At 64.2% G+C, this 22165-nt stretch carries 14 protein-coding genes; 9 read left to right on the forward strand and 5 right to left on the reverse strand.

The features are described from left to right. Window positions 1-75 precede the first annotated feature (75 nt). Window positions 76-831: a Crp/Fnr family transcriptional regulator gene (locus LQ564_RS03070; RefSeq protein ID WP_231056601.1), complete on the reverse strand. Its 756-nt coding sequence runs from the start codon at window positions 829-831 to the stop codon at window positions 76-78. Between the two features lie 379 nt (window positions 832-1210). On the opposite strand from LQ564_RS03070, the gene LQ564_RS03075 reads away from it, so the two are divergent. From LQ564_RS03075 to LQ564_RS03085, 3 genes are all read left to right on the forward strand, one after another. Then, window positions 1211-2197 (forward strand): DUF535 family protein, encoded by a 987-nt coding sequence (locus tag LQ564_RS03075; protein ID WP_231056602.1) that lies wholly within the window; start codon window positions 1211-1213, stop codon window positions 2195-2197. Between the two features lie 171 nt (window positions 2198-2368). Next, window positions 2369-3121, forward strand: a complete 753-nt coding sequence (locus LQ564_RS03080) for a PEP-CTERM sorting domain-containing protein (protein WP_231056603.1) — start codon at window positions 2369-2371, stop codon at window positions 3119-3121. Window positions 3122-3308: 187 nt separating this feature from the next. Beyond that, entirely contained in the window at window positions 3309-5117 is a 1809-nt protein-coding gene (locus LQ564_RS03085; protein ID WP_231056604.1) for a putative bifunctional diguanylate cyclase/phosphodiesterase, read from the forward strand. A 1-nt stretch (window position 5118) separates the two neighbouring features. On the opposite strand, the gene LQ564_RS03090 is transcribed toward LQ564_RS03085, so the two are convergent. Beyond that, on the reverse strand, window positions 5119-5919 hold the full coding sequence (locus LQ564_RS03090; protein WP_231056605.1) for an HDOD domain-containing protein: 801 nt from the start codon (window positions 5917-5919) through the stop codon (window positions 5119-5121). 318 nt (window positions 5920-6237) lie between these two features. Here LQ564_RS03090 and LQ564_RS03095 point away from each other — a divergent pair, with 318 nt between their 5' ends. Then, entirely contained in the window at window positions 6238-6750 is a 513-nt protein-coding gene (locus LQ564_RS03095; RefSeq protein ID WP_231056606.1) for a nuclear transport factor 2 family protein, read from the forward strand. A 10-nt stretch (window positions 6751-6760) separates the two neighbouring features. Here LQ564_RS03095 and LQ564_RS03100 read toward each other — a convergent pair whose 3' ends face one another. From LQ564_RS03100 to LQ564_RS03110, 3 genes are all read right to left on the reverse strand, one after another. After that, on the reverse strand, window positions 6761-7870 hold the full coding sequence (locus LQ564_RS03100; RefSeq protein ID WP_231056607.1) for an acyltransferase family protein: 1110 nt from the start codon (window positions 7868-7870) through the stop codon (window positions 6761-6763). A gap of 6 nt (window positions 7871-7876) precedes the next feature. Beyond that, window positions 7877-9112 carry a tetratricopeptide repeat protein gene (locus LQ564_RS03105; RefSeq protein ID WP_231056608.1) on the reverse strand — a complete coding sequence of 412 codons (1236 nt, stop codon included), beginning with the start codon at window positions 9110-9112 and terminating at the stop codon, window positions 7877-7879. Between the two features lie 151 nt (window positions 9113-9263). Further along, window positions 9264-11192 (reverse strand): CHASE2 domain-containing protein, encoded by a 1929-nt coding sequence (locus LQ564_RS03110; protein WP_231056609.1) that lies wholly within the window; start codon window positions 11190-11192, stop codon window positions 9264-9266. Between the two features lie 199 nt (window positions 11193-11391). Between LQ564_RS03110 and LQ564_RS03115 the strand changes: the two genes are divergently transcribed. From LQ564_RS03115 to LQ564_RS03135, 5 genes are all read left to right on the forward strand, one after another. Continuing rightward, complete coding sequence (locus LQ564_RS03115) at window positions 11392-12756, forward strand: FecR family protein (protein WP_231056610.1); 1365 nt, start codon at window positions 11392-11394, stop codon at window positions 12754-12756. A 469-nt stretch (window positions 12757-13225) separates the two neighbouring features. Then, the gene (locus LQ564_RS03120) at window positions 13226-17038 is read left to right on the forward strand and encodes a beta strand repeat-containing protein (RefSeq protein ID WP_231056611.1); all 3813 of its coding nucleotides are present in this window, start codon (window positions 13226-13228) and stop codon (window positions 17036-17038) included. Between the two features lie 166 nt (window positions 17039-17204). Beyond that, the gene (locus LQ564_RS03125) at window positions 17205-18743 is read left to right on the forward strand and encodes a class I SAM-dependent methyltransferase (protein WP_231056612.1); all 1539 of its coding nucleotides are present in this window, start codon (window positions 17205-17207) and stop codon (window positions 18741-18743) included. Between the two features lie 214 nt (window positions 18744-18957). Beyond that, window positions 18958-20808, forward strand: a complete 1851-nt coding sequence (locus tag LQ564_RS03130) for a type I secretion system permease/ATPase (RefSeq protein ID WP_231056613.1) — start codon at window positions 18958-18960, stop codon at window positions 20806-20808. Continuing rightward, window positions 20808-22160, forward strand: a complete 1353-nt coding sequence (locus LQ564_RS03135) for an HlyD family type I secretion periplasmic adaptor subunit (protein ID WP_231056614.1) — start codon at window positions 20808-20810, stop codon at window positions 22158-22160. Before LQ564_RS03130 ends, LQ564_RS03135 begins: the two co-directional genes overlap by 1 nt. Window positions 22161-22165: the final 5 nt, after the last annotated feature.

Below are 22165 nucleotides of genomic sequence, written 5' to 3' on the forward strand. Positions count from 1 at the left end.
TCTCCGGGATGATGGAATCAGTATGACAATACTCTAGCATGCCGCCGGATGCAGGTGGGTGCTGTTAATAGCTGTTCAGGATCCCTGCACCAGCTTCTGCAACGCATCCGGCTTCACGATAATGAGCCGATGCGCATCCTTCTGCACGATCCCCTGCTGGGTCAGCGCCGTCAGCGCACGCGTCACGGTCTCGCGGCTGGTGTTGATCATGTTGGCGATGTCTTGGTGGGTCGGCAGGTTCTCCACCACGGCCGGGGCGCCCGGCTCGTCCTGCTTGTTCTTCTGCATCAGCACCAGGTAGGTGTAGATGCGCTTGGCCGTGTTGTTGATGCTGAGCAGCGAGCGGAATTCGGAATCGCGCTGGATCTTCTGCGCCAGGTGCTTGAGCATGTGGGTCGCCACCGAGGGCGCGTGCGCGAACAGGTGCATGGCGGTCGCGGCCGGCAGGAAGGCGACCAGCGCGTCCGACATCGCCACCACCGAGGCCGAGCGGGTCGAGTTGTTGATCAAGGCGATCTCGCCGAAGAAGTCGCCCGGCGCCAGCATGCGCAGGCCGATGGCGCGGCCGTCCTCGGTCACGTCGATCACCTGCAGCTGGCCCGACAGCAGGAACATCAGCCCGTCGCCATGGCCGCCCTTCTGCAGCACGATGTCGCGCTTGCTGTACTGGCGGATGCGCAAGTCCTGCTTGACGCGGATGATTTCCTCGTCCGACAGCTCGGCCAGCAGCGGGATCTTGCGCAGGTGGATCTGAACGTGGCGTTCTTCCGGTGCGGCGGCGTCGCTGTCGGCGGTGGTCTTGCGGGCGGAGGATTTGGCGGTTGCGGTCATTGACTCTCTGAACGAGAACTTCAGAAAAATTACATACGGATCCGTTGCGGAGGCGACGAAGGCATTCCCTTCGAGAATGTCCAACAGCCGTGATTGTATACGGTCGAGCCTGCTTAAGGTGGTCCGGCGGCCGCTCCCAGGCCGCGCAAGCGCCAAGGTGGCGCGTGCCCGCAACGAAGCGTGGACAGCTTGTTATCGAAGCGCCTGACGGACAGCCCCCTGTGTAGGAACTGCAACAATTCGTGAGATTTCTCTTGGCGTACTTACGTTGCCTATTGGCTATTGATACAATAGGATACATTAGGTTACATAAGTAAATATTTGCCAAGAGCGCGGCGTACGTATGCCGGCTTCCAGGCAAATTTCAGGAGACATCGCCGTGTTCAGCGCATTCGCCCAGCCATTCCGGCGCCCGGGCGCAGTACCCCAAGTCACCATCGGCATGGGCATTTCACGCAGGCAGGGACGTGTGCCCTATGTCCGCGAACTCATCAAACTCAAGCTCCGTTCCCTGGCCCATCCGCGCGCGACGCGGCGCTGGCTGCGCCTGCTGAACTCGCACCCGGCCTTCGCCGAGTACGTGCGCCACAGTCCGCGCCTGATGTACAAGATCTACCGCCCCTACATGACCCTGCAGCTGCCGATGGAAGCGCGGCTGGCGGCCCTGGCCGTGCACTACACCACCGTGTTCGAGCGCGGCCTGGACGGGATGGTGGCGCTGGCGGCCGCGGCGCCGCTGCCGCTGGTGCGTTTCGAAGGGCGCGACGGCGGCGAGTACGACATTGCCCTGCGCGCCATCACCCCGCTGGAACGCGAGGGCGAGCTGGTGCTGCAACTGCGCGAGGCCGGCATGCCGCTGTACGCGGTGGCCTTCACCTTCGCCGAGCGCGACGGCAAACTGGCGGTGAACATCGGCTGCATCCAGGGCGCGAAGGACGAGGGCACGCGCGAGGCGATCCGGCGCGCCACGCGCCAGCTGCATGGCCTGCGTCCCAAGCAATTATTGGTAACTGTGATTCGCCACCTGGGCCACGAATTCGGCTGCGGCGAGCTGCGCCTGGTGGCCAACGCCAACCGCGTGGTGCGCAGCGCCATCCGCAACGGCACCGTGCACGCCGACTACGACCAGCTGTGGGACGAGATGGGCGCCTCCAAACGCGCCGACGGCGACTTCAGCCTGCCCTGTGCGCCCTTGGCGGAACCGGATCTCGAGGGTGTGCCGTCGAAGAAGCGCTCGGAAGCGCGGCGCCGCCATTCGATGCTGGCTTCGTTGTGCATTGCGGTGGCCGCCGGTTTCGGTGGCGCCGCCTTGCCTGAAGCAATCCAGGCCGAAGAAGTGGCTGTGGCCGGTCGGGCACGTGTTTGACGCTATTCACTGTAACGAACAGGAGGCTATGCATGCTGCATTGTCGGTTTTCTTTACAGTAAGAATGAATATATATTCATTGCCAACTACAAGTTCTTGATTTCTATAAATTTTTGCAATCTGGCATCAAAGTTGCTTATGTGAAGGTATCGTTCATTTACCGGTACCTTCATGAAATCCATTTACGCATCCGCCATCGTCCTCGCCCTGTCCGCCGTCACCGCCCAGGCGCAAGCATCGATCCTGATCACGTCGAACGACTTCCAGAACGGAAAAACCGCAGGCTGGAACTATGCGGCGAACACCAGCAAGTTCGTGTCCGCAACCGACGACCCGAGCAACAAGGTGCTCCAGTTCACCGGCAACTCGAACAGTGCCGTTACGACCAGCTTCAAGAGCCATGACGACGACCTGATGGTGTCTTTCGACTTTTCCTACAGCGGTGTCATGTCCGTGAACAGCTTCGTGGGCGTGTCCTTCGGTGGCCTGCTCAGCTCGCCGAGCATCGGCATCAAGTCCAACTGCGACGACAAGACCGGCGCCTGCAAGAACGATGTGTTCGTGCGCATGAGCGATTCGAACACGGTCATGATGCTCGACAGCGACCTGGCTGCAAACACCACCTACACGATCTTCGGCCGCCTCTACAAGGACAACGGCAGCGCGACCTACAACCGCTTCGACGCCTGGCTGAACCCGACCGCCGCCGAAATGCAATCGCTGACCGGCTGGAACGCGAGCGCCACAGGCACGACCAGCATCACTTCGGTCGACAAGCTGGGCATCCGTACTGCCAACATCGACAGCAAATCGGCGCTGCAGATCGATAACCTGCAAGTGAGCGAAGTACCGGAACCGGCCACCATGTCTCTGCTCGGCCTGGCGCTGGCCGGCCTGGCGGTCAGCCGCCGCAAGCGCGCCTGACCAGGCGTTGATGCAGAAAGCCGGCGCCACGCAGGGCCGGCCTGCAGGGGGGGGCGCCAGTACGCCCCATTCTCCATCCCCATCCCCATCCCCATCCTGTCGCGCTTTTGCCCCGCATCCCGAGTTATGCATGTTGCATCTCCAGGCAATCCATCGTAGCCTGTAAATACAACTATAGAGGTGGGGCATGGAGACAGGCATCGGAACCGATGGCAGCGCAGCGGCGGAACTGCTGCGCGCACAGGAAATGTCGCGCTACCATATCGCGCAGGACGACCCGGATCCGAAACTGCGCCTGCTGGCCCAGCTGGCGGTCAAGGCGACCGGGATGGACATCGGCGGCATCACCCTGATCCACCATGCGTATGCAGCCGTCGTCACCGGCGCCGGCATCGCCCCGCAACGGCTGGACCGATCCGATGCGATCTGCTCGCATGCGGTCGATGCCCAGTCCGCCTTCTTCGAGGTGCCCGACCTGCATGCCGCGCCGCGCTTCGTCACCAGGCAGTTTCCCGAGATGCGGCACTACGCGGCCGCCACCCTGTTCGGCCGGCGCGGCTATGTGCTCGGCACGCTGTGGGTCATGTCCTGCGCGCCAGGAAGGCTGGACGAATCGCAGCGCCTGCTGCTGCAGGGTCTTGGCCGGCTGGCGGTCGATGCCCTGGAGATGTACTACTACGACGGGACGACCGGCATGCACAACCGCACCGCGCTGGTCCAGCAGGTGCAGGACAAGGTGGCGCTGGCCGATGCCTCCGACGTGCTGGTCGGCTACATCGACCTGACGGGCTTTCACCAGATTAATGAGATCCACGGCCGCGATACCGGCGACTACCTGCTGGCCGAGTTCGCCCACCGGCTGCAGCGCTGGATCGGCGCGGACGGGATGGCGGGCCACTTCGGCGGCGACCGCTTCGGTTTCGCCCTGGAGGGACCCGTTAGCAGCGAGCGGCTGGACGCCCTGCGGCTGGCGATCGACGCGCCCTGTTCCTTGCCCGACAGCCGCCTGCATGCGCTCAGCGCCCGTATCGGCATCGTGCGCGAGGCCCTGCCGACCCGGCTGAGCGCCGGCGCGCTGTTCGACATGGCCGAGACGGCGGCCGCCATGATCGGCGCCATGCATGGATTCTCGGTCGTGCGCGAATACGGCGGCGTCCTGCGCGACCGTTCGCGCATGCTCCAGGCCCTAGTCGAAGTGCTGGAAGATGCTCCCGGCGCGGGCGAGCTGACCGTGTTCTACCAGCCGCAGGTGAATTTCGGCGACGGCAGCCTGATCGGCTTCGAGGCGCTGGCGCGCTGGCGCCATCCGCAACTCGGCATGGTGCCGGCCCAGACCTTCGTCGCGCTGGCCGAAAGCAGCGGCCACTGCTTCGAGCTGGACATGCGCATCGCGCGCATGGTCTGCCGGATGGTGCGGCGCTGGCGCGACGCGGGCCTGCCCGCGGTGCCGGTGTCGCTGAACCTGTCGCGCGCTTCGCTGGTCAATCCGCGCTTGCCGGATGCGGTCGCGGCGCTGTTGGCCGAGCACGGCCTGCCGGGCGCGTCGCTCGAGGTCGAGGTCACGGAAGGACAGTTGCTGGATGCGCCGCAGGCCCTGCACGCCTGCGTCGAGGCGCTGCGTGCGCTCGGCCTGCGCATCGCCATCGACGATTTCGGCATCGGTTACTCGAACCTGGATGCGATCGCCACCCTGCGCTTCGACCGCCTGAAGGTGGACCGCCGTTTCGTCCACGGGGTGGCCGACAGCGACACCACCGCCAGCCTGTTCCAGCTGATCCAGGGCGTGGCCCGGGTATCGGGCGCCGAGCTGCTGTGCGAAGGACTGGAGCGCGAGAAAGATCTCGACTGGCTAAGGCAACACCATGCCTACTGCGTGCAGGGCTGGTACTTCTGCAAGGCCGAACCGGCCGAGCGGGCCGAGCACATGCTGCGCGGCTGGCAGGGCAGGCTGTGCGAGACGGCGCCAAGGGCCGACCTGCGCAGCCTGTTCGTCTGAACTAAGCCGCGGCGGCGAAGGAATCGTGGGAGGGGAATCGGGCGCGCATCCAGTCGCGGCCCAGGCCCAGCGCGTCGACGACCTCGCCGGGCAGGGTGTCGAGAATGGCGGGATCGTCGCTCGGCGTATCGGCCAGCAGGCTGGCGAGGTGGACCACGCCGGCCAGCTTGCAGAAGGGCAGGGCGGCCATCGGATCGGAGGAGCGTTCCACGGCGCTGACGATACGGAGCGGGAAATTCCAGCGGCGGCACAGCTCGGCCGTGATCTCGCCCTCGGCCAGTCCCAGCAAACGCTGTTCGCGTTCCCAGCGGGCGCCCGGCAGGTGCGGCATCTCTTCGATTTCGGCAAAGGCGGCGGGCGCGACCTGGTAGATCAGCAGTTCGCCCAGGCGCATGACCATGCCGGCCAGCCAGGCATCGCTGGCATCGGCGCCCGCGCCATTGGCCAGCCACTTGGCGTAACCGGCGCAGGCCATGCTGCTCTTCCAGAATTCATCGCTGTCCAGGCCCGGCAGCTGCGGGAAGGAATCGGCGAAGCAGGCCGCCAGCGCCAGGGTACGGATGTGCGCCATGCCGGCCAGCGCAATCGCATCGTCGAGCGAGCTGACATTGCGGCTGGAGCCGAAGCGGGCGCTGTTGGCCAGGCGCATCAGCTTGGCGGTCAACGCCGGATCGCGCGCGATGATGGCGGCGATGCTTTTAGCCGAGGCATCCTCGTTGTCGAGGGTGGCGATGAGGGCGTGTGCGACTTCCGAGATGGTCGGCAGGCGGACGTTTTCGAAAAAACTGGCGAGGCTGATCATGGGCATTCCGGCGGACGGTCGCCCCGGCGGGGCGGCTACGGTGATTTTTAGTGTAATTCCGGATGGAAACCAAAAACCATCCGGTGTGTGAATTTTCACGTCGGCGTTGCAGGAACGCAGCATTCCGGCCACAACGCGGCGGTTAAAAGCCGGGAAAAGCTCCTTTGCGCTGCCTGAGCTAGCACCTGGAGGCGATGTTGCGCGAAAGCCTTGGCGATTTTACATAGTCAGCTGATCGCGTCATTTTGCTGGCTATAATTGACTTACATAAACAAGTTTTGCACAAAGGTTATTTGAAGGGAATCAGAACGGAGCGAGATGATGAACGGGTTGAAAGGCTGGAAGCGTCTGGTGGTTGTCGCTGTCATGCTTGGTACGCACCATGGCGTCGCCGCCAGCATGCCGCCGCAAGCAATGAAAGCCGACACACTGGTACAGGACATCCTCGACGTCGAAAGGAAACGCATGGAAGCGGTGACCGGCGGCGATGTGGAAACGCTCAAGCGTCTCATCAGCCGCCAGTACTACCACGTCGAGAGCAATGGCCGGCTGCGTACCCGCACCGCCTTCCTGCAAGCGGTGGCGGAGCACACTTTTTCGACGGGCAACTACCAGATCGATGACAGCGAGGTGCAGGTTGCGCCCGACGGCGGGTCCGCAGTCGTGGTCGGCACATTCAACGCTGTATCGAAAGCCGCGGACGCGCGACGGATCCGTGCCCACTACGTCCGGGTCTGGGTCAGGCAGGGGGCGTCCTGGGTCAACACCGTTCATCAGAGCACCGAGATCACGCCGGCCGGCGCGGCCGCCGGCGTGCGGCCCGTCCGCTGACCGGGGTGCGCTAGGAGACCGTGGCGGCCCTCGCGCTGTCGCGCCCCAGCCAGCGGCGCACGGCGCGCAGCGCCGGCCGTTCCACCAGGTGCCAGCTCAGCATGGCCAGCGGAATCACCAGCGCCAGCGCCACCACGGTCAGGCGCTTCGGCCCCATCGGCGGCAGCGCCTCGCGCAGCATGACGATCACCGGCCAGTGCCAGATATAGATGCCGTAGGAGTAGTCGTGGCGCTGGATGTGCGCGGCCCAGGCCGGCAGCTGCCGGCTGCCGACGCACAGCGCCAGCGTCACCGCCACCAGGGCGATGCCGAACCAGGTCAGCGGGCTCGGGGTCTGGTCGGCCGAGCGGGTCCAGTTGAGCAGGGCCAGCGCCAGCGCGCAGGCCACGTGGCGCCAGCCGATCCGCACTTCCGGCGCCAGCGTCTGCAGCACGATCCCGGTCAGGAACAGCGACCACATGCGGGTCTCCCAGACGTAGCCGCTTACCACTTCCGGATACACGTTCGCGGCCAGCAGCAGGAACAGGGCGACGCCGCGCATCCAGCTGCGCAGCGGCAGCGCGGCGGCCAGGCCGATCAGCGCTACCATCACGTACATCCGGCCTTCCCAGTACAGCGTCCACAGCGGCCCGTTCAGCGGCTGGCCGCCGAGCACGCCCTCGATGCGCAGGTGCTCGGGCGGGATGTGGTAGACCAGGCCGTGCAGCACCGTGTTGCCGAAGATGTAGCGCCACGGCGCGCTGTCGAATAAACCGCGCGCGCCGAAGGTCGAAAAGAAGGCCACCGCCACCACCGTCGTCGCCAAGAGGCAGGCGAACAGCCCCGGCACGATGCGCGCCACGCGGCGCGCGGCGAAGCGGCCCAGGTGCGGGTCGCCCATCCAGCTGCGCGCAATGAACATGCCGCTGATGACGAAGAACACGCCGACGGCCACCGCGCCCAGGTCGGTGTTCGGGGTGAGGAAGCGGGTGACCGGGTCGCGCATCGGCTCGGCCACGTTCATCATCCAGGTGTGGTACACGACCACCGCCAGCGCGCACACCAGGCGCACCAGGTTGAAGCCGTTGTCGTGGGTGCCGATCGCCGCTTCCAGCGTGCGGCCTTGGGAATGCTGTGCCATGGAGGATCAGGGAAGCTGCCATTGCCAGCTGAGCTGGAGTTGGCGGTTGTTGTACTGGAAGATCGAGATGTTTTCCTGGTTGCGCACCAGGCGCCCCTCGAGCACCAGCGATTGCTGCTTGTCGATCGCGTAGCTGACGCTGCCGCGCAGCACCTGGGTCGCCTGGTCGCGCACCTGCTCGATCAGGCCGGGCGAATAGGCGCGGCTGCCGTGCCAGGTCTGGCGCGAGTAGCCGAGTTCGGTGTTGACGCCGCGCCCGAGGCTGCGGCGCAGCAGCAGGTTGGCGAAGCTGCCGTTGCGGTTACCGCCGGGGCGGTGCGCGAGCGCATGGTCGTTCTGCCAGCCGAGCGTGGCGCCGGCATAGTTCGGGCCCTTGCGCCAGGACAGGTGGCCGCGCAGCTCCTGGGTGCTCGAATCGAAATTCGTCAGCGAGGGGAAGGTGTTGTAGGTGACGCCCGCCACCACGTTGAACTGCATCGTCTGCGGCAGGCGCAGCGGCGGCACCACGCGCGCCTGCAGCTGGGCCTGGCGTTGATAAAGGTCGCCGCCGAGGGTCACCAGGCCGACGGTTGCCGTGGCGCGCAGACGCCAGCCGCCAAAGCGGTAGGGCGCTTCCAGCCCCGCGAACAGGGAACTGGTGTCGTACTGGTGCAGGCGGTCGTTGTGGCGGATCTGGTACTGGGCGAAGCCGAGCATGCCGTTCGGTGTCACCTCGCGCATGTACTCGCCCGAGACCTGCGTGTACTGGTCGTGGCGCGGTGTGAAGTCGCCCGACAGCTCGTATTCGACCTGGCCGTCGGGCGCGTCGACCACGTAGCGGTTGGTGCGCGCGCCCTGGTTCACGTTCTGGTCGATGCCGCGTCCCGCCGTCACCACCGCGCTCGAAAACGCATCCCAGCGCGAGCAGCCTTCCTCGCGGGTTTCGGCGATCAGCTGCAGGATGGCCTGCGAGGGCTTGAAGCGGGTCTCGATGGTGGCGAACAGGCGCTCGGCCTCGTCCGAATTGCCGAGCGAGCACTGGGTCAGCGCCAGCTCGAGCCAGGCGCCGGCGTGCTCGGGCGCCTGCTCGATCAGGCGCCGCAGCTCGGCCGCCGCATCGGCGCGCCGGCCCTCGGCGATCGACTGCAGCGCCTGCAGGTAAAGGTCCTGGTCGGGCGGGGCGGCCACATCCTGAGCGCGCACCGCGCCGCCCAGCAGCAGGAGAGTAAGCGCGCACGCGGCGCGCAGCGAAACGGACATCATGTGCCGAGCAGTGGTAAACGGTAGGGTGGGCGGTCCTCCGCCCACGCGGTGATAGTTGGAATGTGAAGAGCCGCGCAGGCTGCAGCACCGTGATTTGAACGCGCGGACGGCGGAGCCGCCTTTCGTGGCCCGGTCCACCCTACGAACGGCGTCATGCGCTGCCTTTCTCGGCAACGGCCGCCATCGACTCGGCCACGCGCGACAGCGGAAAATCCCGCGGCGCAAACAGCGCGGTCGCCTTGCCCTTGCCCCGCAGCCTGCGCTCGCCCAGCGCCACGAAAGCATGCCGCCGCGCCCGTTCCACCGTGCCCGCACCGACGATCACATCGTGCGGAAAATCGCGCGCCGCCTGCTCCAGCCGCGAAGCGGTGTTCACGCTGTCGCCCACCGCCGTATAAATGCTGCGAAAACTGGTGCCGAAATCGCCCGCCACCGCCGGCCCGCTCTCGATGCCGATGCGCGCGCGCAGCGGCGGATAGCCCTGCGCCTCGCGCGCGTTCGACAGCGCATTCACCCGTTCCACGATCGCATGCGCCGCGTCCAGCGCCAGGTCGGCGTGCTGCTCGATCGGCAGCGGCGCGCCCCAGAAGGCGACCAGGCCGTCGCCAGTGTACTTGTCGAGGGTGCCGCGGGTGGCGATCACGGGGCCGGTCAGGCAGTCGAGGAATTCGCGCGTCAGGCGTGCCGATTCTTCCATCGACAGCGACTCGACCTGGGTGGTGTAACCCTCCATGTCGGCGATCAGGGTCGTCACGTCGAGCTGGCGCGGGGCCAGCGGGTCTTCCAGGTCGCTGCGCAGCAGTTCCTGCACCACCGACGGCGCCACGTACTGCTGCAGGGTGCCGAGCAGGCGGCGCGAGCGGCGCTGCGCCTGCTGCCACTGGTAGGGCACCGCCACCGCCAGCAGGAACAGGTTGCTCGCCAGCGGCGCGGTGGTCGAGAACAGCGGGTCGTGCGGCGCGATGGTATAGGCCGCGCCAAGCCACAGCAGCGACGACAGGCCGAGCAGCGCGACGCAGGCCCAGGCCTGCAGGCGCGGGAAGGCGAAGGTTGCGAGCAGGGCTGAGAACAGGGCGAAGGCGCAGGCGATCAGGCGCCCCGGCCACGGCGCCGGGGTCTTGCCCTCCTGGCGGTCGAGCAGGCTCGATAACACCTCGGCCTGCACCCCCAGTCCCGGGCGCTTGGCGGCGTGCGGCGTGGTGACGCGGTCGCCCAGGCCGAGCGAGGACGAGCCGACCAGCACCAGCCGTCCCTTGGCGCTGGCCGGGTCGATCGTCTCGTTCAGGATGTCGGTGGCGCTGGCCAGCGTGAACGCTTCCCAGTCGCGCTGGAAGGGGATGCGCATGTGGGCGGCGTCCGGCAGGGCGGGCAGGGGCGCGCCGCTGCAGCAGTCGACCAGGGCGAGCGTGAGCGCCGGGTAGTCGCGGCCCTGGAACCGGGTGACCAGCGGCACGTGGCGCAGCACACCGTCCGGGGCCGGCACGAAGCCCATATTGCCGACGTGGCGGGCGCTCGCAAAGCCGGCGTGGTTGGCGATATAGCCGTCGGCCGGCCGGGCCTGCGGCTGCAGGCGGGGCAGGGCGCCGGCCGGCACGCCCTCGCGCAGCGGCGCTGGGCGCTTGCCCTCGTAGTCGAAATCGAACATCTGGCCCAGCACCAGCGGGCCGTGGGTGGCCAGGGCGGCCAGGCGCATGTCGCCCTCGGCGTCGCTGGCGTTGGAGCGCACGATGTCGAGCGCCACGCCACGCGCTTCGTAGCGGCTCAGGAGGATTTCGACCAGGTCGGCGATGCGGCTGCTGGTCCAGGGCCAGGGGCCCTCGGCCGCCAGGCTGGCTTCGTCGATGTCGACGACCAGGATGCGCGGTTCCGGTTCCGTGGTGGCGCGCCAGCGGATGAACTGGTCGCGCAGGATCTCGCTGCCGAAAGAGATGTTGTTCGCATACGACAGCTCTTTGTTTGCTCCCCACTGGACGAGCACGGTCAGCAGGACCGCGGCGAACGCGATCAGCGTGCGCGCCAGCCGCGCCTGCCGGCCCGGCGCCAGCTTGTGCACACTCTTGTTAGTAGGGAGATCGGCCACGCCGTGACGAAGAAAATGGATCGGAAGAAACGATCAGTATAACGTGGAAGTGTTGCTCAGCGGGCAAGTGATACAAATTGTAAGCACAGCGGGTAATACCTGAGTTTGCCTTAAAATGTGACGGCCGTCACGGAAAGCGCGCGCCTGGCCCGGATAATTGCGCGAAAAGGGGAAAACCATGTTGCGTCCAATACTAACGATGAGCCTGTTTGCGCTGGCGGCCCAGCTGCACGCGGCCGAGGCTGGCAAAGTCATCTTTGCCGCCGGCGCCGCGCAGGTGGCTGACAAGGCCGGCGCCGAAGGCACGCCCGTGCAGGAGGGCGAGCTGCTCTCCACCGGCGCGGACGGCTTCCTCTACGTGAAGACGATCGACAACGGCCTGTTCATCCTGCGTCCGAACACCAAGGCGAAAATCGTCTCCTACCACGTGGACGCGAAGAACCCCGCGAATACCCGCATCAAGCTGGAACTCATCAGCGGCATCGCGCGCAGCAAGTCGGGCGATGCCGTCAAGCAGGCGCGCCAGAACTTCCGCTTCAACACCCCGGTGGCGGCGATCGGCGTGCGCGGCACGGACTTTACCGTGTATACAGACCAGGATTCCTCGCGCGTGACGGTGCTGACCGGCGGCGTGGTGGTCAGCGGCTTCGCCGACGGCTGCCGTCCGGAAGGCGGCGGCCCCTGCGAGGGCGGGGCTAGCCGCGAGCTGTTCGCGGCCCAGCGCGGCCAGCTGCTGCAGGTCAAGCGCGGGCAGACCGCGCCGCAGCTGATGCAGGTCAGCGGCAACGGGCCGGACCAGGTGTCGCCGCCGCGGGCGGATGAGCCGGTGGCCAAGACCGGTGGGTCGGCGACGCCGAGCCTGGATGCGCGTAAGGGCGAAACCATTGAGAAGCTGGCGAATCAGATTCAGCAGCAGAACAGCAACAAGCCGGATCCGGTCGTGATTCCGCCAACTCCGCCGGTGGAGAACAAGCCGCCAGTGGTGGAAGTGCCGGTGGTGGTGCCGGTGGAGCCGCCAAAGCCGGAGGTGCCGCAGCTGCCTGAGCGGAAGATCGAGTGGGGGCGTTACGCGACGATCGGTAACAGTGGTCCGACCATCGCCGACACTACTCCTGATGGCTCCGACAGCGTGCGCTTGGGTGGCTACATAGTCTATCGTACTGCTGGACGCGAATATGTTGCTCCAGAACGCGGCAATGCGAGTTTCGTGCTTCAGGGCGGTGAGGCAACCATCCGTACCGCCGATAACGCGATTGCCACGACGACGACCGACCTGAAAAACGGTTTGCTGGCGGTTGATTTTGGAAAAGCCAGCTACACCACCAGCTTCGATGTCGTCAGTGGCGCCGAGACTTTCAGTATGAAGGCGGATGGTTATGTCACCCCGGGTGGGCGTTTTGGTAACTTCACGACGGATCAATACACACGTCCGAACACCAACAATATGGAAGTGACGGGCTTCCTGAGTAATCAGAATGGTGGAGCGGCGGCCTACCACTTCAAGCGCACCTTGCAAGACAACCGCAATCTAGAAGGTGTCACTGTATGGGGTGCGAACAAGTAACGCATTCTGGCTATGAATTAAATGCCCTGCGAGACAACGTGCTCGCAGGGCATTTTGTTTATATGGATTGCAATCGAAATCCTGAAAATTCGGTTGTCGATTCAATACCCACGCTGGGTAAGGAAGAGCGTTCGGACTACCTCTTTGTAGGTTGATGATTTAGCAAATAATCATATTTAGTTTGGGAGTTGAAGACACGTGGGTCCTCTTCTGCGTGCCCAGTGAAATTCTGCAATTTATGCCACACGCCGTGATTAACAATACGATCTTGCACAAGCATGGCGCTTCTCTGATAATGACCGGCCACAAAAGGCTGATGAAAATTTACAACTGATCGACAAAAATGTGTGTTTCGTGTGACGCCCGTCACACGAACGTGCGACTTGCGTCTGTCATCATTCGCCCCGTTGGATTGCAGGAGTCGATCGAGCGACTGCAAATTACACATCCCGAAACCTAGGAGTATTAAATGGCTGTTTATACCGAAGCAATTCAGAAGCTGTATGTTGCCTACTTCAACCGCCCAGCGGACTATGAAGGTCTGGCACACTGGGAACGCGTCCTGACCAACAACAACGGCAACATCAACTTCGTCTCGAGCTTCTTCGCTCAGTCGAACGAATACAAAGACCAGAACGTCGGCAAGTCCTACTTCCAGATCGTCAACCAGATCTACCAAAACCTGTTCAACCGCGACGCGGACGTGGGCGGCCTGGAATTCTGGGCTGACAAGCTGCGCACCGGCACCTTCACCGTCGACCAGATCGTCAAAGTCATCGCTGACACCGCTTCGGACGCTGGCATCGACAAAGACAAGACCACCTACGCCAACAAGGTCAAGGCTGCTACCGCCTTCACCGCCGAACTGAACACCGCTTCGGAAATCATCGGCTACGGCGGCACCGCTGCCAACAACGCTGCTAAAGTGTGGCTGTCGGGCATCGGCACCGACGCATCGCTGACCGCTGCAACCCAGCCGGCAGCCCTGGCAGCAACCGTCACCGCCATCGCACAGACCGGCACCCAGGCTGGCGGCACCTCGTACACCCTGACCAAGGGCCTGGACAACTTCCTGGGCACTTCGGGCAGCGATACCTTCGTCGCTTCGATCGACAACACCAATGCCGAGCTGAACACCCTGAGCAGCATCGACATCATCAACGGCGGCACCGGCATCGACTTCCTGAAAGTCCAGCACGCAGGCGGCGCAGTCACCCTGGGCAACCTGTCGAACGTCGAGATCGTCCAGATCGACAGCGCTTCGAGCACCGGCGTGGAAGTCGACAGCACCAACACCACCGGCGTGACCGAACTGGCGATCCTGAAGTCGGCTGGCTCCGTCAAGGCAACCGCAGGCACCGCAACCGACATCACCCTGTCGGCACGTGAGCTGAGCGCTGCTGGCGCACACCAGATCATCGGCGGCAAGAACGTCACCGTGACCGCTACCGAAATGGGCGCTGCAGCTGACGCAGACACCATCACCGTCGGCACCGGCACCGCGGCCACCGGCAACGTCGTCGTGAACGCCGCAGGCAAGGCATACGACGCAGCAGTTGGCAACCTGACCATGGGCGCCATCAAGGTTACCGGCGGCACCACCATCACCGTGAACCAGACGGCCGCTACCAGCATGACCGCTGCCGCAGCCGACACCACCGCCTCGAAGATGACCCAGGGCGCGGTCGACGTCATCACCAACGCAGCGACCACCACCGTCAACGTCAAGCAGACCGCTGATGTCGCAGCTAAAAACGGTACCGCAGCTTCGGTTGGCGGCGCCAACGAAGTCGCAACCGTCAAGTTCGGCGCGCTGAAGAACGGCGATTCGATCACCATGAACGGTCTGACCTTCAAGGCCAACGCCGACCTGACCGCCAACGAAGTGGCTGCCGCGTTTGCCAACCTGGTCGCGAACACCCTGCCGGTCGCAGGCGACACCCAAGCCGGTGGCGCCTTCGCCAAGGGCACCTACACCAACGTGTTCGACACCACCAAGTGGACCAGCGGCGCCGCTACCGGCGACACCGTCGTGTTCACCTCGGCAAGCAAGAACACCAACGTTACCGACCTCAACGACGCATCGCTGGTGACCTTCACCAACACCTCGACCAACTCGACCGCTCCGACCTTCACCATCGTGCAGGGCGTGGCAGCCACCGCTACCGGCGCAGTGACCGGCGGCGTGATGGGCGTGGAAACCGGCAAGGTCGTCATCGATGCTTCGAGCGCTGCAGCCCTGAAGACCGTGACCGTCGACGGCTACACCGCAGCTGATTCGAAGATGATGGGCACCGGCTCGACCGGCCTGGCAACCCTGAACCTGCTGAACGGCGGTGACTTCGGTGTCGGCCAGTTCGCCGAGACCTTCGCCATCAACCTGACCAATGTTGGCATGTCGACCGACGTGGCATCGCTGGATCTGGACAGCTCGCTGAACAAGACCCTGAACGTCACCAGCAACGGCGCCAACTTCGCCAACCTGGACCTGGGCAGCTCGACCCTGACCAACGCCCTGAACGTCTCGGGCACTGGCCTGCTGACCGCTACCGGCTCGACCCTGGCCAACGTCGCGACCATCAAGGTCACCGGCTCGGCCGGCCTGGATCTGGGCTCCGTCACCGCACGCACCAACGTGACCTCGGTCGACACCACCGGCACCACCGGCGACACCACCATCTCCATCAACGGCACTTCCAGCTATGCTGGCGGCGCAGGCAAGGACATGGTCACCATCGCCAACGCTACTGCCGCGATGGGCAAATCGATCAACCTGGGCGCTGGCGACGACACGCTGAACATCACCACCGTCGGCACCATCGCTATCCCGACCGTTGATCTGAAAGGTGGCGATGGCCGCGACACCATCATGATGTCGGCTGACAACGCAATCGCCCTGTCGAAGAACGGCGACTTCGCTGCCAAGATGGACGGCTTCGAAGTCCTGAGCATCGACAAGGCCAACACCAGCGGCACCATCAACCTGGCAAACCTGGACAACATCAACTACGTCATCAGTGGCAACTCGGCAGGTTCGACCGCTACCAAGTCGACCTTCTCGCTGACCGTCACCAACGGCGCAACCGCTGGCGACCAGATCACCTTCGATGGCAAGACCCTGACCGTGGTTGGCAATCCGACCGCAGCGCAACTGGCTTCGCAGCTGGCTGGCCTGACTTTCCCGACCTGGGAAGCCACCGGTTCGTCGAACGGTGTGATTACTTTCGTGGCCAAGACTGCTGGTACCAGCACTGTGGTTCCTGTCGCTGGTGATTTCACCTTCAACGATGCGGACAACAGCGGCACCCCTGCTACCTTCGGCATCTCGCAAGGCGTCAACGGCGTTGCAGCCGGTGCGGCAGCTGCGCTGACCATCGATAACTTGGCAAGTGGCGGTACCCTGGAGCTGACCGCTGCTGGCTCGGGCGCCATGGTCAATATCAAGGATGCAGGCACCGGCACCGCCGACGTGCTGAACATCGTTGCCAAGGCTACCGGCCTGGGCACCGTGACCGCAAACAACGTGGAAACCATCAACATCGCAGCTGACGCAGCATCGTCGCTGACCGTGGCTGGCAACTCCTCGCTGACCGCGATCAACGTGACCGGTTCGAAAGCACTGGGCCTGACCCTGGCTGCAACCGACACCAACGTTGCTACCGTCAACGCTAGCGCAGCAACCGGCGCGCTGACCCTGGATCTGTCGGCACACAACGGCGTCGCCGTGACCGTGACTGGTGGTTCGGGCGCCGACAAGCTGACCGCTTCGGCTGGTGTGAACGGCCACGCTGACGTCCTGATCGGCGGCGCTGGTACCGACACCCTGGTGGCAGGCAGCAACGGCGCCCGCCTGACCGGCGGCGCAGGCAACGACCTGTTCATCCTGTCGGCCGGCACCAAGGAAGCCAACACCTACAGCATCATCACCGACATGCAAGCCGGCGATCTGCTGCAGCTGAAAGCTGGCGCAACCGCAAGTGCAGCTGGCACCACCAATGTGTCGGTCTTCGCTAAGCTGTCCGCTTCGCTGAACGAGTCCACCTCGGTGTTCTCGAACTACGTTGACGCAGCAATCGCGCAAGCTAAGGTCGGCGAAGCTGTCTGGTTCGCCTTCGGCGGTAACTCGTACGTCGTCATCGATAACGGCACCCCGGCCGGCGGCGGCGTGTCCGAAGTCACCACCTTCGAAAACGGCGTTGACGCGATCATCCAGATCGCCGGTGTCAACACCCTCGACGGCGTGTCGTTCAACAGCACCTACGGCACCATCGGCCTGGTCTAATCGACCCGGCATCAGCACCCGCCTCGGCGGGTGGCTGAGATGAGATCGAGACCCCAGCCCTCGCAAGAGGGGTGGGGTTTTTTTATTCAGAGCCAAAAAAACCTTGTCATCATCCTCCGAGCCGAGTGATACCATGTGAAATCTTTAAATTTTGCTGGGAGACACTATGTCGGATTGGACCGGTGGCTACGTCGCCGAGATCGGATACACAGCTGGCTACTACGCCGAACTCAATCCCCTGCGCATCAAGCTGGCCTTCCTGGCCGCAGGCTATGCCTTCCCCGAAGCCGGAACTGCCTGCGAGCTCGGCTTTGGTCAGGGCGTCAGCACCAACGTCCATGCCGCGGCATCTGTCACGAGCTGGTACGGCACCGATTTCAATCCAGCCCAGGCGGGCTTTGCCCAAGAGCTGGCGGCGGCCTCCGGCGCCGACGTCAAGCTATACGATCAGGCTTTCGACGAATTCTGCAACCGAGCCGATCTTCCCGAATTCGATTTCATCGGACTGCACGGCATCTGGAGCTGGATCTCCGACGCCAACCGCCACGTCATCGTCGATTTCATCCGCCGCAAGCTGAAGGTCGGCGGTGTGGTCTATATCAGCTACAACACCCAGCCGGGATGGGCCGCCATGGTCCCCTTGCGCAACCTGTTGACCGAGCATGCCCAGCTGATGGCGGCGCCGGGGCAGGGCATCGTGCCGCGCATCGACGCCTCGCTCGATTTTGCGGAAAAAGTCCTCAGCAGCGGCGCCTTGTATGGGCGTGCCAATCCGCACGTCGCAGAACGCCTCGGTGCGCTGAAGGGACAGAACCGCCAATACCTTGCGCATGAATATTTCAACCAGGACTGGGTGCCGATGTCGTTTTCCAGCCTGCGCAACTGGTTCGAAGAGGCGAAGCTGACCTATGCGTGTTCGGCGCACTATCTCGATCATGTCGATGCCATGAATCTGACGGCCGGGCAGCAAGAATTGCTCAATGAAATTCCCGACCGTATGTTCCGTGAAACGGTGCGGGACTTCATGGTCAACAGTCTGTTCCGTCGAGACTACTGGGTGCGCGGTGCTCGCCAGCTGAACATGGTGCAACGTGTCGAAGGGTTGCGCGAGCTGCGCTTCGCCATGGCTACCCCGGTCGACCAGATAACGCTCAAGGTCAAGGGCATCCTCGGAGAAGCGGATATGAACGAGGCCGTCTACAGACCGATCCTCGACTGCTTCAACGGCTATCGCATCTTGTCGTTCAAGGAATTGGAAGACGCTGTTCGACCAGCAGGGGTCAGCCTGGAAGCATTGGCGCAGGCCCTGCTGATCCTCGCCTCCAGGTCCATTTTGCATCCGGCGCAGAGCGATGCGGTGATCAAGACGACATTGCCGGCTTGCAAGCGACTCAACCGCATGCTGTGCGAGAAGGCGCGGTATTCGGACGAAGTGCTGGCGATGGCCTCGCCTGTCACTGGCGGCGCGATCCACATGAACCGGGTCGACAAGCTGCTCCTGCTGGCGGGAGCGAAGGGCTCGAAAGACCCTGAAACGTCGGCGCGTTTCGTTATCGCCAACCTGGCTCTGGGCGGCTCGCGCATCGTCAAGGAGGGCAAGCCGCTGGACACGCCGGAGGCGGAACTCGACGAGGCGATCAGGATGGCAACTGCCTTCAACGAAAAGATGCTGCCGATGTTGAAAGCCTTGCGCATCGAATGCTGATGCAAGCTAAATAACAGGCGGACCTATTGCAGTTCGCCTGTGGCCCGTGCGCCACGCCTAACGTAAAAACGGAGGGCTAGCGTTTCCAAAATATCTCGAAATGTGATGTGCATCACATTTCCCGCAGGATTTGAGCGATAATGTTCGCTCGCTCCTGTCGAGTCCGCTTGACGAACGAAAGGGGCGAATCTCCCACGCGTTCTTCACGGACCCAATGAATACCAAACTCTTCAACAAGAAAAACGAAATCGAACAGGCCCTGCTCGGTTTCAAGAGCACCTTCTGGACGGTCGGCACCTTCAGCGCCATCACCAACCTGCTGATGCTGGTGCCGTCGCTGTACATGCTGCAGGTCTACGACCGCGTGCTGGCCAGCCGCAACGAGTTGACGCTCGTGATGCTGACGGTGCTGATGCTGGGCGCCTACCTGCTCATGACCGGCCTCGAGCTGGTGCGTTCCTACGTGCTGGTCCGTGTCGGCGCCCAATTCGACATGAAGCTCAACAAGCGCGTGTACACCGCGGCCTTCGAGCAGAACCTGAAGCAGGCGGGCGCCAACGCCGGCCAGTCGCTGAGCGACCTGACCACCTTGCGCCAGTTCCTGACCGGTAACGCGCTGTTCGCCTTCTTCGACGCGCCGTGGTTCCCGATCTACCTGGCCGTGATCTTCATGTTCGAGCCGGCGCTGGGCTGGTTCTCGGTGGGCGGTACCGTCATCCTGATCATCCTGGCCTTCGTCAACGAACGCACCACCAAGGCGCCGCTGACCGAAGCCAACAGCATGGCGATCGCCGCCAACACCATGGCGACCAACAACCTGCGCAATGCCGAAGTCATCGAATCGATGGGCATGCTGCCGAACCTGATCCAGCGCTGGTTCAAGACCCATGGCAAGTTCCTGAGCCTGCAGGCCGAGGCCAGCGAAAAGGCCGCCAAGATCGCCTCCGCCACCAAGTTCGTGCAGATCTCGCTGCAGTCGCTGGTGCTGGGCTTCGGCGCGCTGCTGGTCCTCGAAAACAAGATGACCCCGGGCATGATGATCGCCGCCTCGATCCTGGTCGGCCGCGCCCTGGCGCCGGTCCAGCAGGTGATCGCGGTATGGAAGTCGCTGAGCACCACCCGCAGCGCCTTCGAGCGCCTGACCAAGCTGCTGGAAGCCAATCCGGCGCGTGAAGCCGGCATGGAACTGCCGAAACCGAAGGGCGCGCTGTCGGTGGAAGCCGTCACCGCCGGTCCGCCGGGTGCCAAGATGCCAGTGATCAAGGGCCTGAGCTTCGCCATCCAGCCGGGCGACGTGCTCGGCGTGATCGGCCCGAGCGGCTCCGGCAAGTCGACCCTGGCGCGCCTGCTGGTGGGTGTGTGGCCGTCCATGATGGGCAAGGTGCGCCTGGACGGCGCCGATATCTACCAGTGGAACAAGGGCGAACTCGGCCCGCACATGGGTTACCTGCCGCAGGACATTGAACTCTTCAGCGGCACGGTTGCCGAAAACATCGCCCGCTTTGGCGAAGTCGATTCCGACAAGGTGGTGCAGGCGGCCCAGCGCGCCGGCGTGCACGACATGATCCTGCACATGGCGAACGGCTACGACACCAAGCTGGGCGACGGCGGCGCCGGCCTGTCCGGCGGTCAGAAGCAGCGTATCGGCCTGGCGCGCGCCATGTACGACGACCCCGCGGTGATCGTGCTGGACGAGCCGAACTCGAACCTGGACGACGTTGGCGAACAGGCCCTGGTGCAGGCGGTGCTCGACCTGCGCCAGCGCGGCAAGACCATCGTCCTGATCACCCACCGCACCACGGTGCTGGGCGTGACGACCAAGCTGCTCCTGATGCGTGACGGTGCGGCCCAGGCCTTCGGTCCGACCAAGGAAGTGATGGCGGCGCTGCAGGAGGCGCAACAGAAAATGATCCAGCAACAGCAAGCAGCGCAACAGCAGAACCAACAGGCGGCCCAGCAGCAGGCCGCGGCCCAGGCGGCTGCGCAGCAGGCAGCCATGCAGCAACAGCGCGCCCAGGCGGAGGCGCAGGCAGCCGCGAACGCCGCGGCAGGGGAGAATAACTGATGCAACTCGTGAAAAAGGAAACCGCGGACGTCGTCGCACGTGACGTGACCCCGGTGGAAGTGAGCACTGACGCGCGCAGCTTTGCGCGCATTGGCTGGATCGTGGTCATCGTCGGCTTCCTCGGCTTCGTGCTGTGGGCCTCGCTGGCCCCGCTCGACAAGGGCGTGCCGTTGTCGGGCACCGTGGCCAAGGAATCGAACCGCCAGACCGTGCAGCACCTGAGCGGCGGCACCATCCAGGAAATCCTGGTGAAGGATGGCGACACCGTCAAGAAGGGCCAGGTGCTGGTGCGCATGAACCCGGTGATGGCGCAGGCAGGCTTCAGCACGACCGAGGCGCAGTACCTGAGCGCGCGCGCCGTCGAAGCCCGCCTGATGGCCGAGATGGGCAACAAGAAGAGCATCGCCTTCCCGCCCGAACTCGCGTCGCGCCGCAACGACCCGCGCGTGGCCGAGATCATGTCGCTGCAGGAGCAGCTGCTGATGTCGCGCCAGATGTCGCTGCAGAGCGAGCTGTCGAGCGTCGACGAAAGCATTGCCGGCCTGAAGCTGCAGATCCGCGGCCTGGAAGAGTCGCGCGACAGCAAGAAGGAGCAGGTCGGCTTCCTGAAGGAGCAGCTGGCCGGCATGCGTGACCTGGCCAAGGATGGCTACGTCGCCCGCAACCGCCTGCTCGACCTGGAGCGCACCTATGCCCAGCTGGGCGGCGCGATCTCGGAAGACATCGGCAACATCGGCCGCTCGCAGCGCCAGGTGATGGAACTGAGCCTGCGCCGCACCCAGCGCATGTCGGACTACCAGAAGGAAGTGCGCACCCAGCTGACCGAGGCGCAGAAGGAAGCCGAAGCGCTGGCCGGCCGCATGGACGCCCAGAAGTTCGAACTGGCCAACGTCGAAGTGAAATCGCCCGCAGACGGCGTGGTGGTTGGCTCGACCGTGTTCACCAACGGCGGCGTGGTCCCGCCGGGCCACAAGATGATGGACATCGTCCCGAGCGGCGACCCGCTGGTGGTCGAGGGTCAACTGCCGGTCAACCTGGTGGACAAGGTGCACCCGGGCCTGCCGGTGGAGTTGATGTTCTCGGCGTTCAACACCAATAAGACCCCGCACATCGAAGGCGAAGTGACGCAGGTGTCGGCCGACCGCTCGGTCGACCAGCATACCGGCATGCCGTACTACACGGTGCGCGTGAAGGTGTCGCCGGAAGGCGCGAAGAAAGTGGCGGCGCACAAGATGAACATCGTCTCGGGCATGCCGGTGGAACTGTTCGTCAAGACCGGTGAGCGCACCATGATGAATTATCTGCTGCGTCCGGTGTTCGACCGCGCCCAGTCGGCCGTGGGTGGAGACTGATCACG

The organism is Massilia phyllostachyos, assembly GCF_021044825.1.
In the GTDB taxonomy this organism is placed as follows: Bacteria; Pseudomonadota; Gammaproteobacteria; order Burkholderiales; family Burkholderiaceae_D; genus Telluria; species Telluria phyllostachyos.

What these genes read in the sequence shown, in the direction of transcription:
- LQ564_RS03070 (WP_231056601.1), bottom strand. Translation starts at nt 831, where the DNA reads ATGACCGCAACCGCCAAATCCTCCGCCCGCAAGACCACCGCCGACAGC.
- LQ564_RS03080 (WP_231056603.1), top strand. Translation starts at nt 2,369, where the DNA reads ATGAAATCCATTTACGCATCCGCCATCGTCCTCGCCCTGTCCGCCGTC.
- LQ564_RS03085 (WP_231056604.1), top strand. Translation starts at nt 3,309, where the DNA reads ATGGAGACAGGCATCGGAACCGATGGCAGCGCAGCGGCGGAACTGCTG.
- LQ564_RS03090 (WP_231056605.1), bottom strand. Translation starts at nt 5,919, where the DNA reads ATGATCAGCCTCGCCAGTTTTTTCGAAAACGTCCGCCTGCCGACCATC.
- LQ564_RS03095 (WP_231056606.1), top strand. Translation starts at nt 6,238, where the DNA reads ATGATGAACGGGTTGAAAGGCTGGAAGCGTCTGGTGGTTGTCGCTGTC.
- LQ564_RS03100 (WP_231056607.1), bottom strand. Translation starts at nt 7,870, where the DNA reads ATGGCACAGCATTCCCAAGGCCGCACGCTGGAAGCGGCGATCGGCACC.
- LQ564_RS03105 (WP_231056608.1), bottom strand. Translation starts at nt 9,112, where the DNA reads ATGATGTCCGTTTCGCTGCGCGCCGCGTGCGCGCTTACTCTCCTGCTG.
- LQ564_RS03115 (WP_231056610.1), top strand. Translation starts at nt 11,392, where the DNA reads ATGAGCCTGTTTGCGCTGGCGGCCCAGCTGCACGCGGCCGAGGCTGGC.
- LQ564_RS03120 (WP_231056611.1), top strand. Translation starts at nt 13,226, where the DNA reads ATGGCTGTTTATACCGAAGCAATTCAGAAGCTGTATGTTGCCTACTTC.
- LQ564_RS03125 (WP_231056612.1), top strand. Translation starts at nt 17,205, where the DNA reads ATGTCGGATTGGACCGGTGGCTACGTCGCCGAGATCGGATACACAGCT.
- LQ564_RS03130 (WP_231056613.1), top strand. Translation starts at nt 18,958, where the DNA reads ATGAATACCAAACTCTTCAACAAGAAAAACGAAATCGAACAGGCCCTG.
- LQ564_RS03135 (WP_231056614.1), top strand. Translation starts at nt 20,808, where the DNA reads ATGCAACTCGTGAAAAAGGAAACCGCGGACGTCGTCGCACGTGACGTG.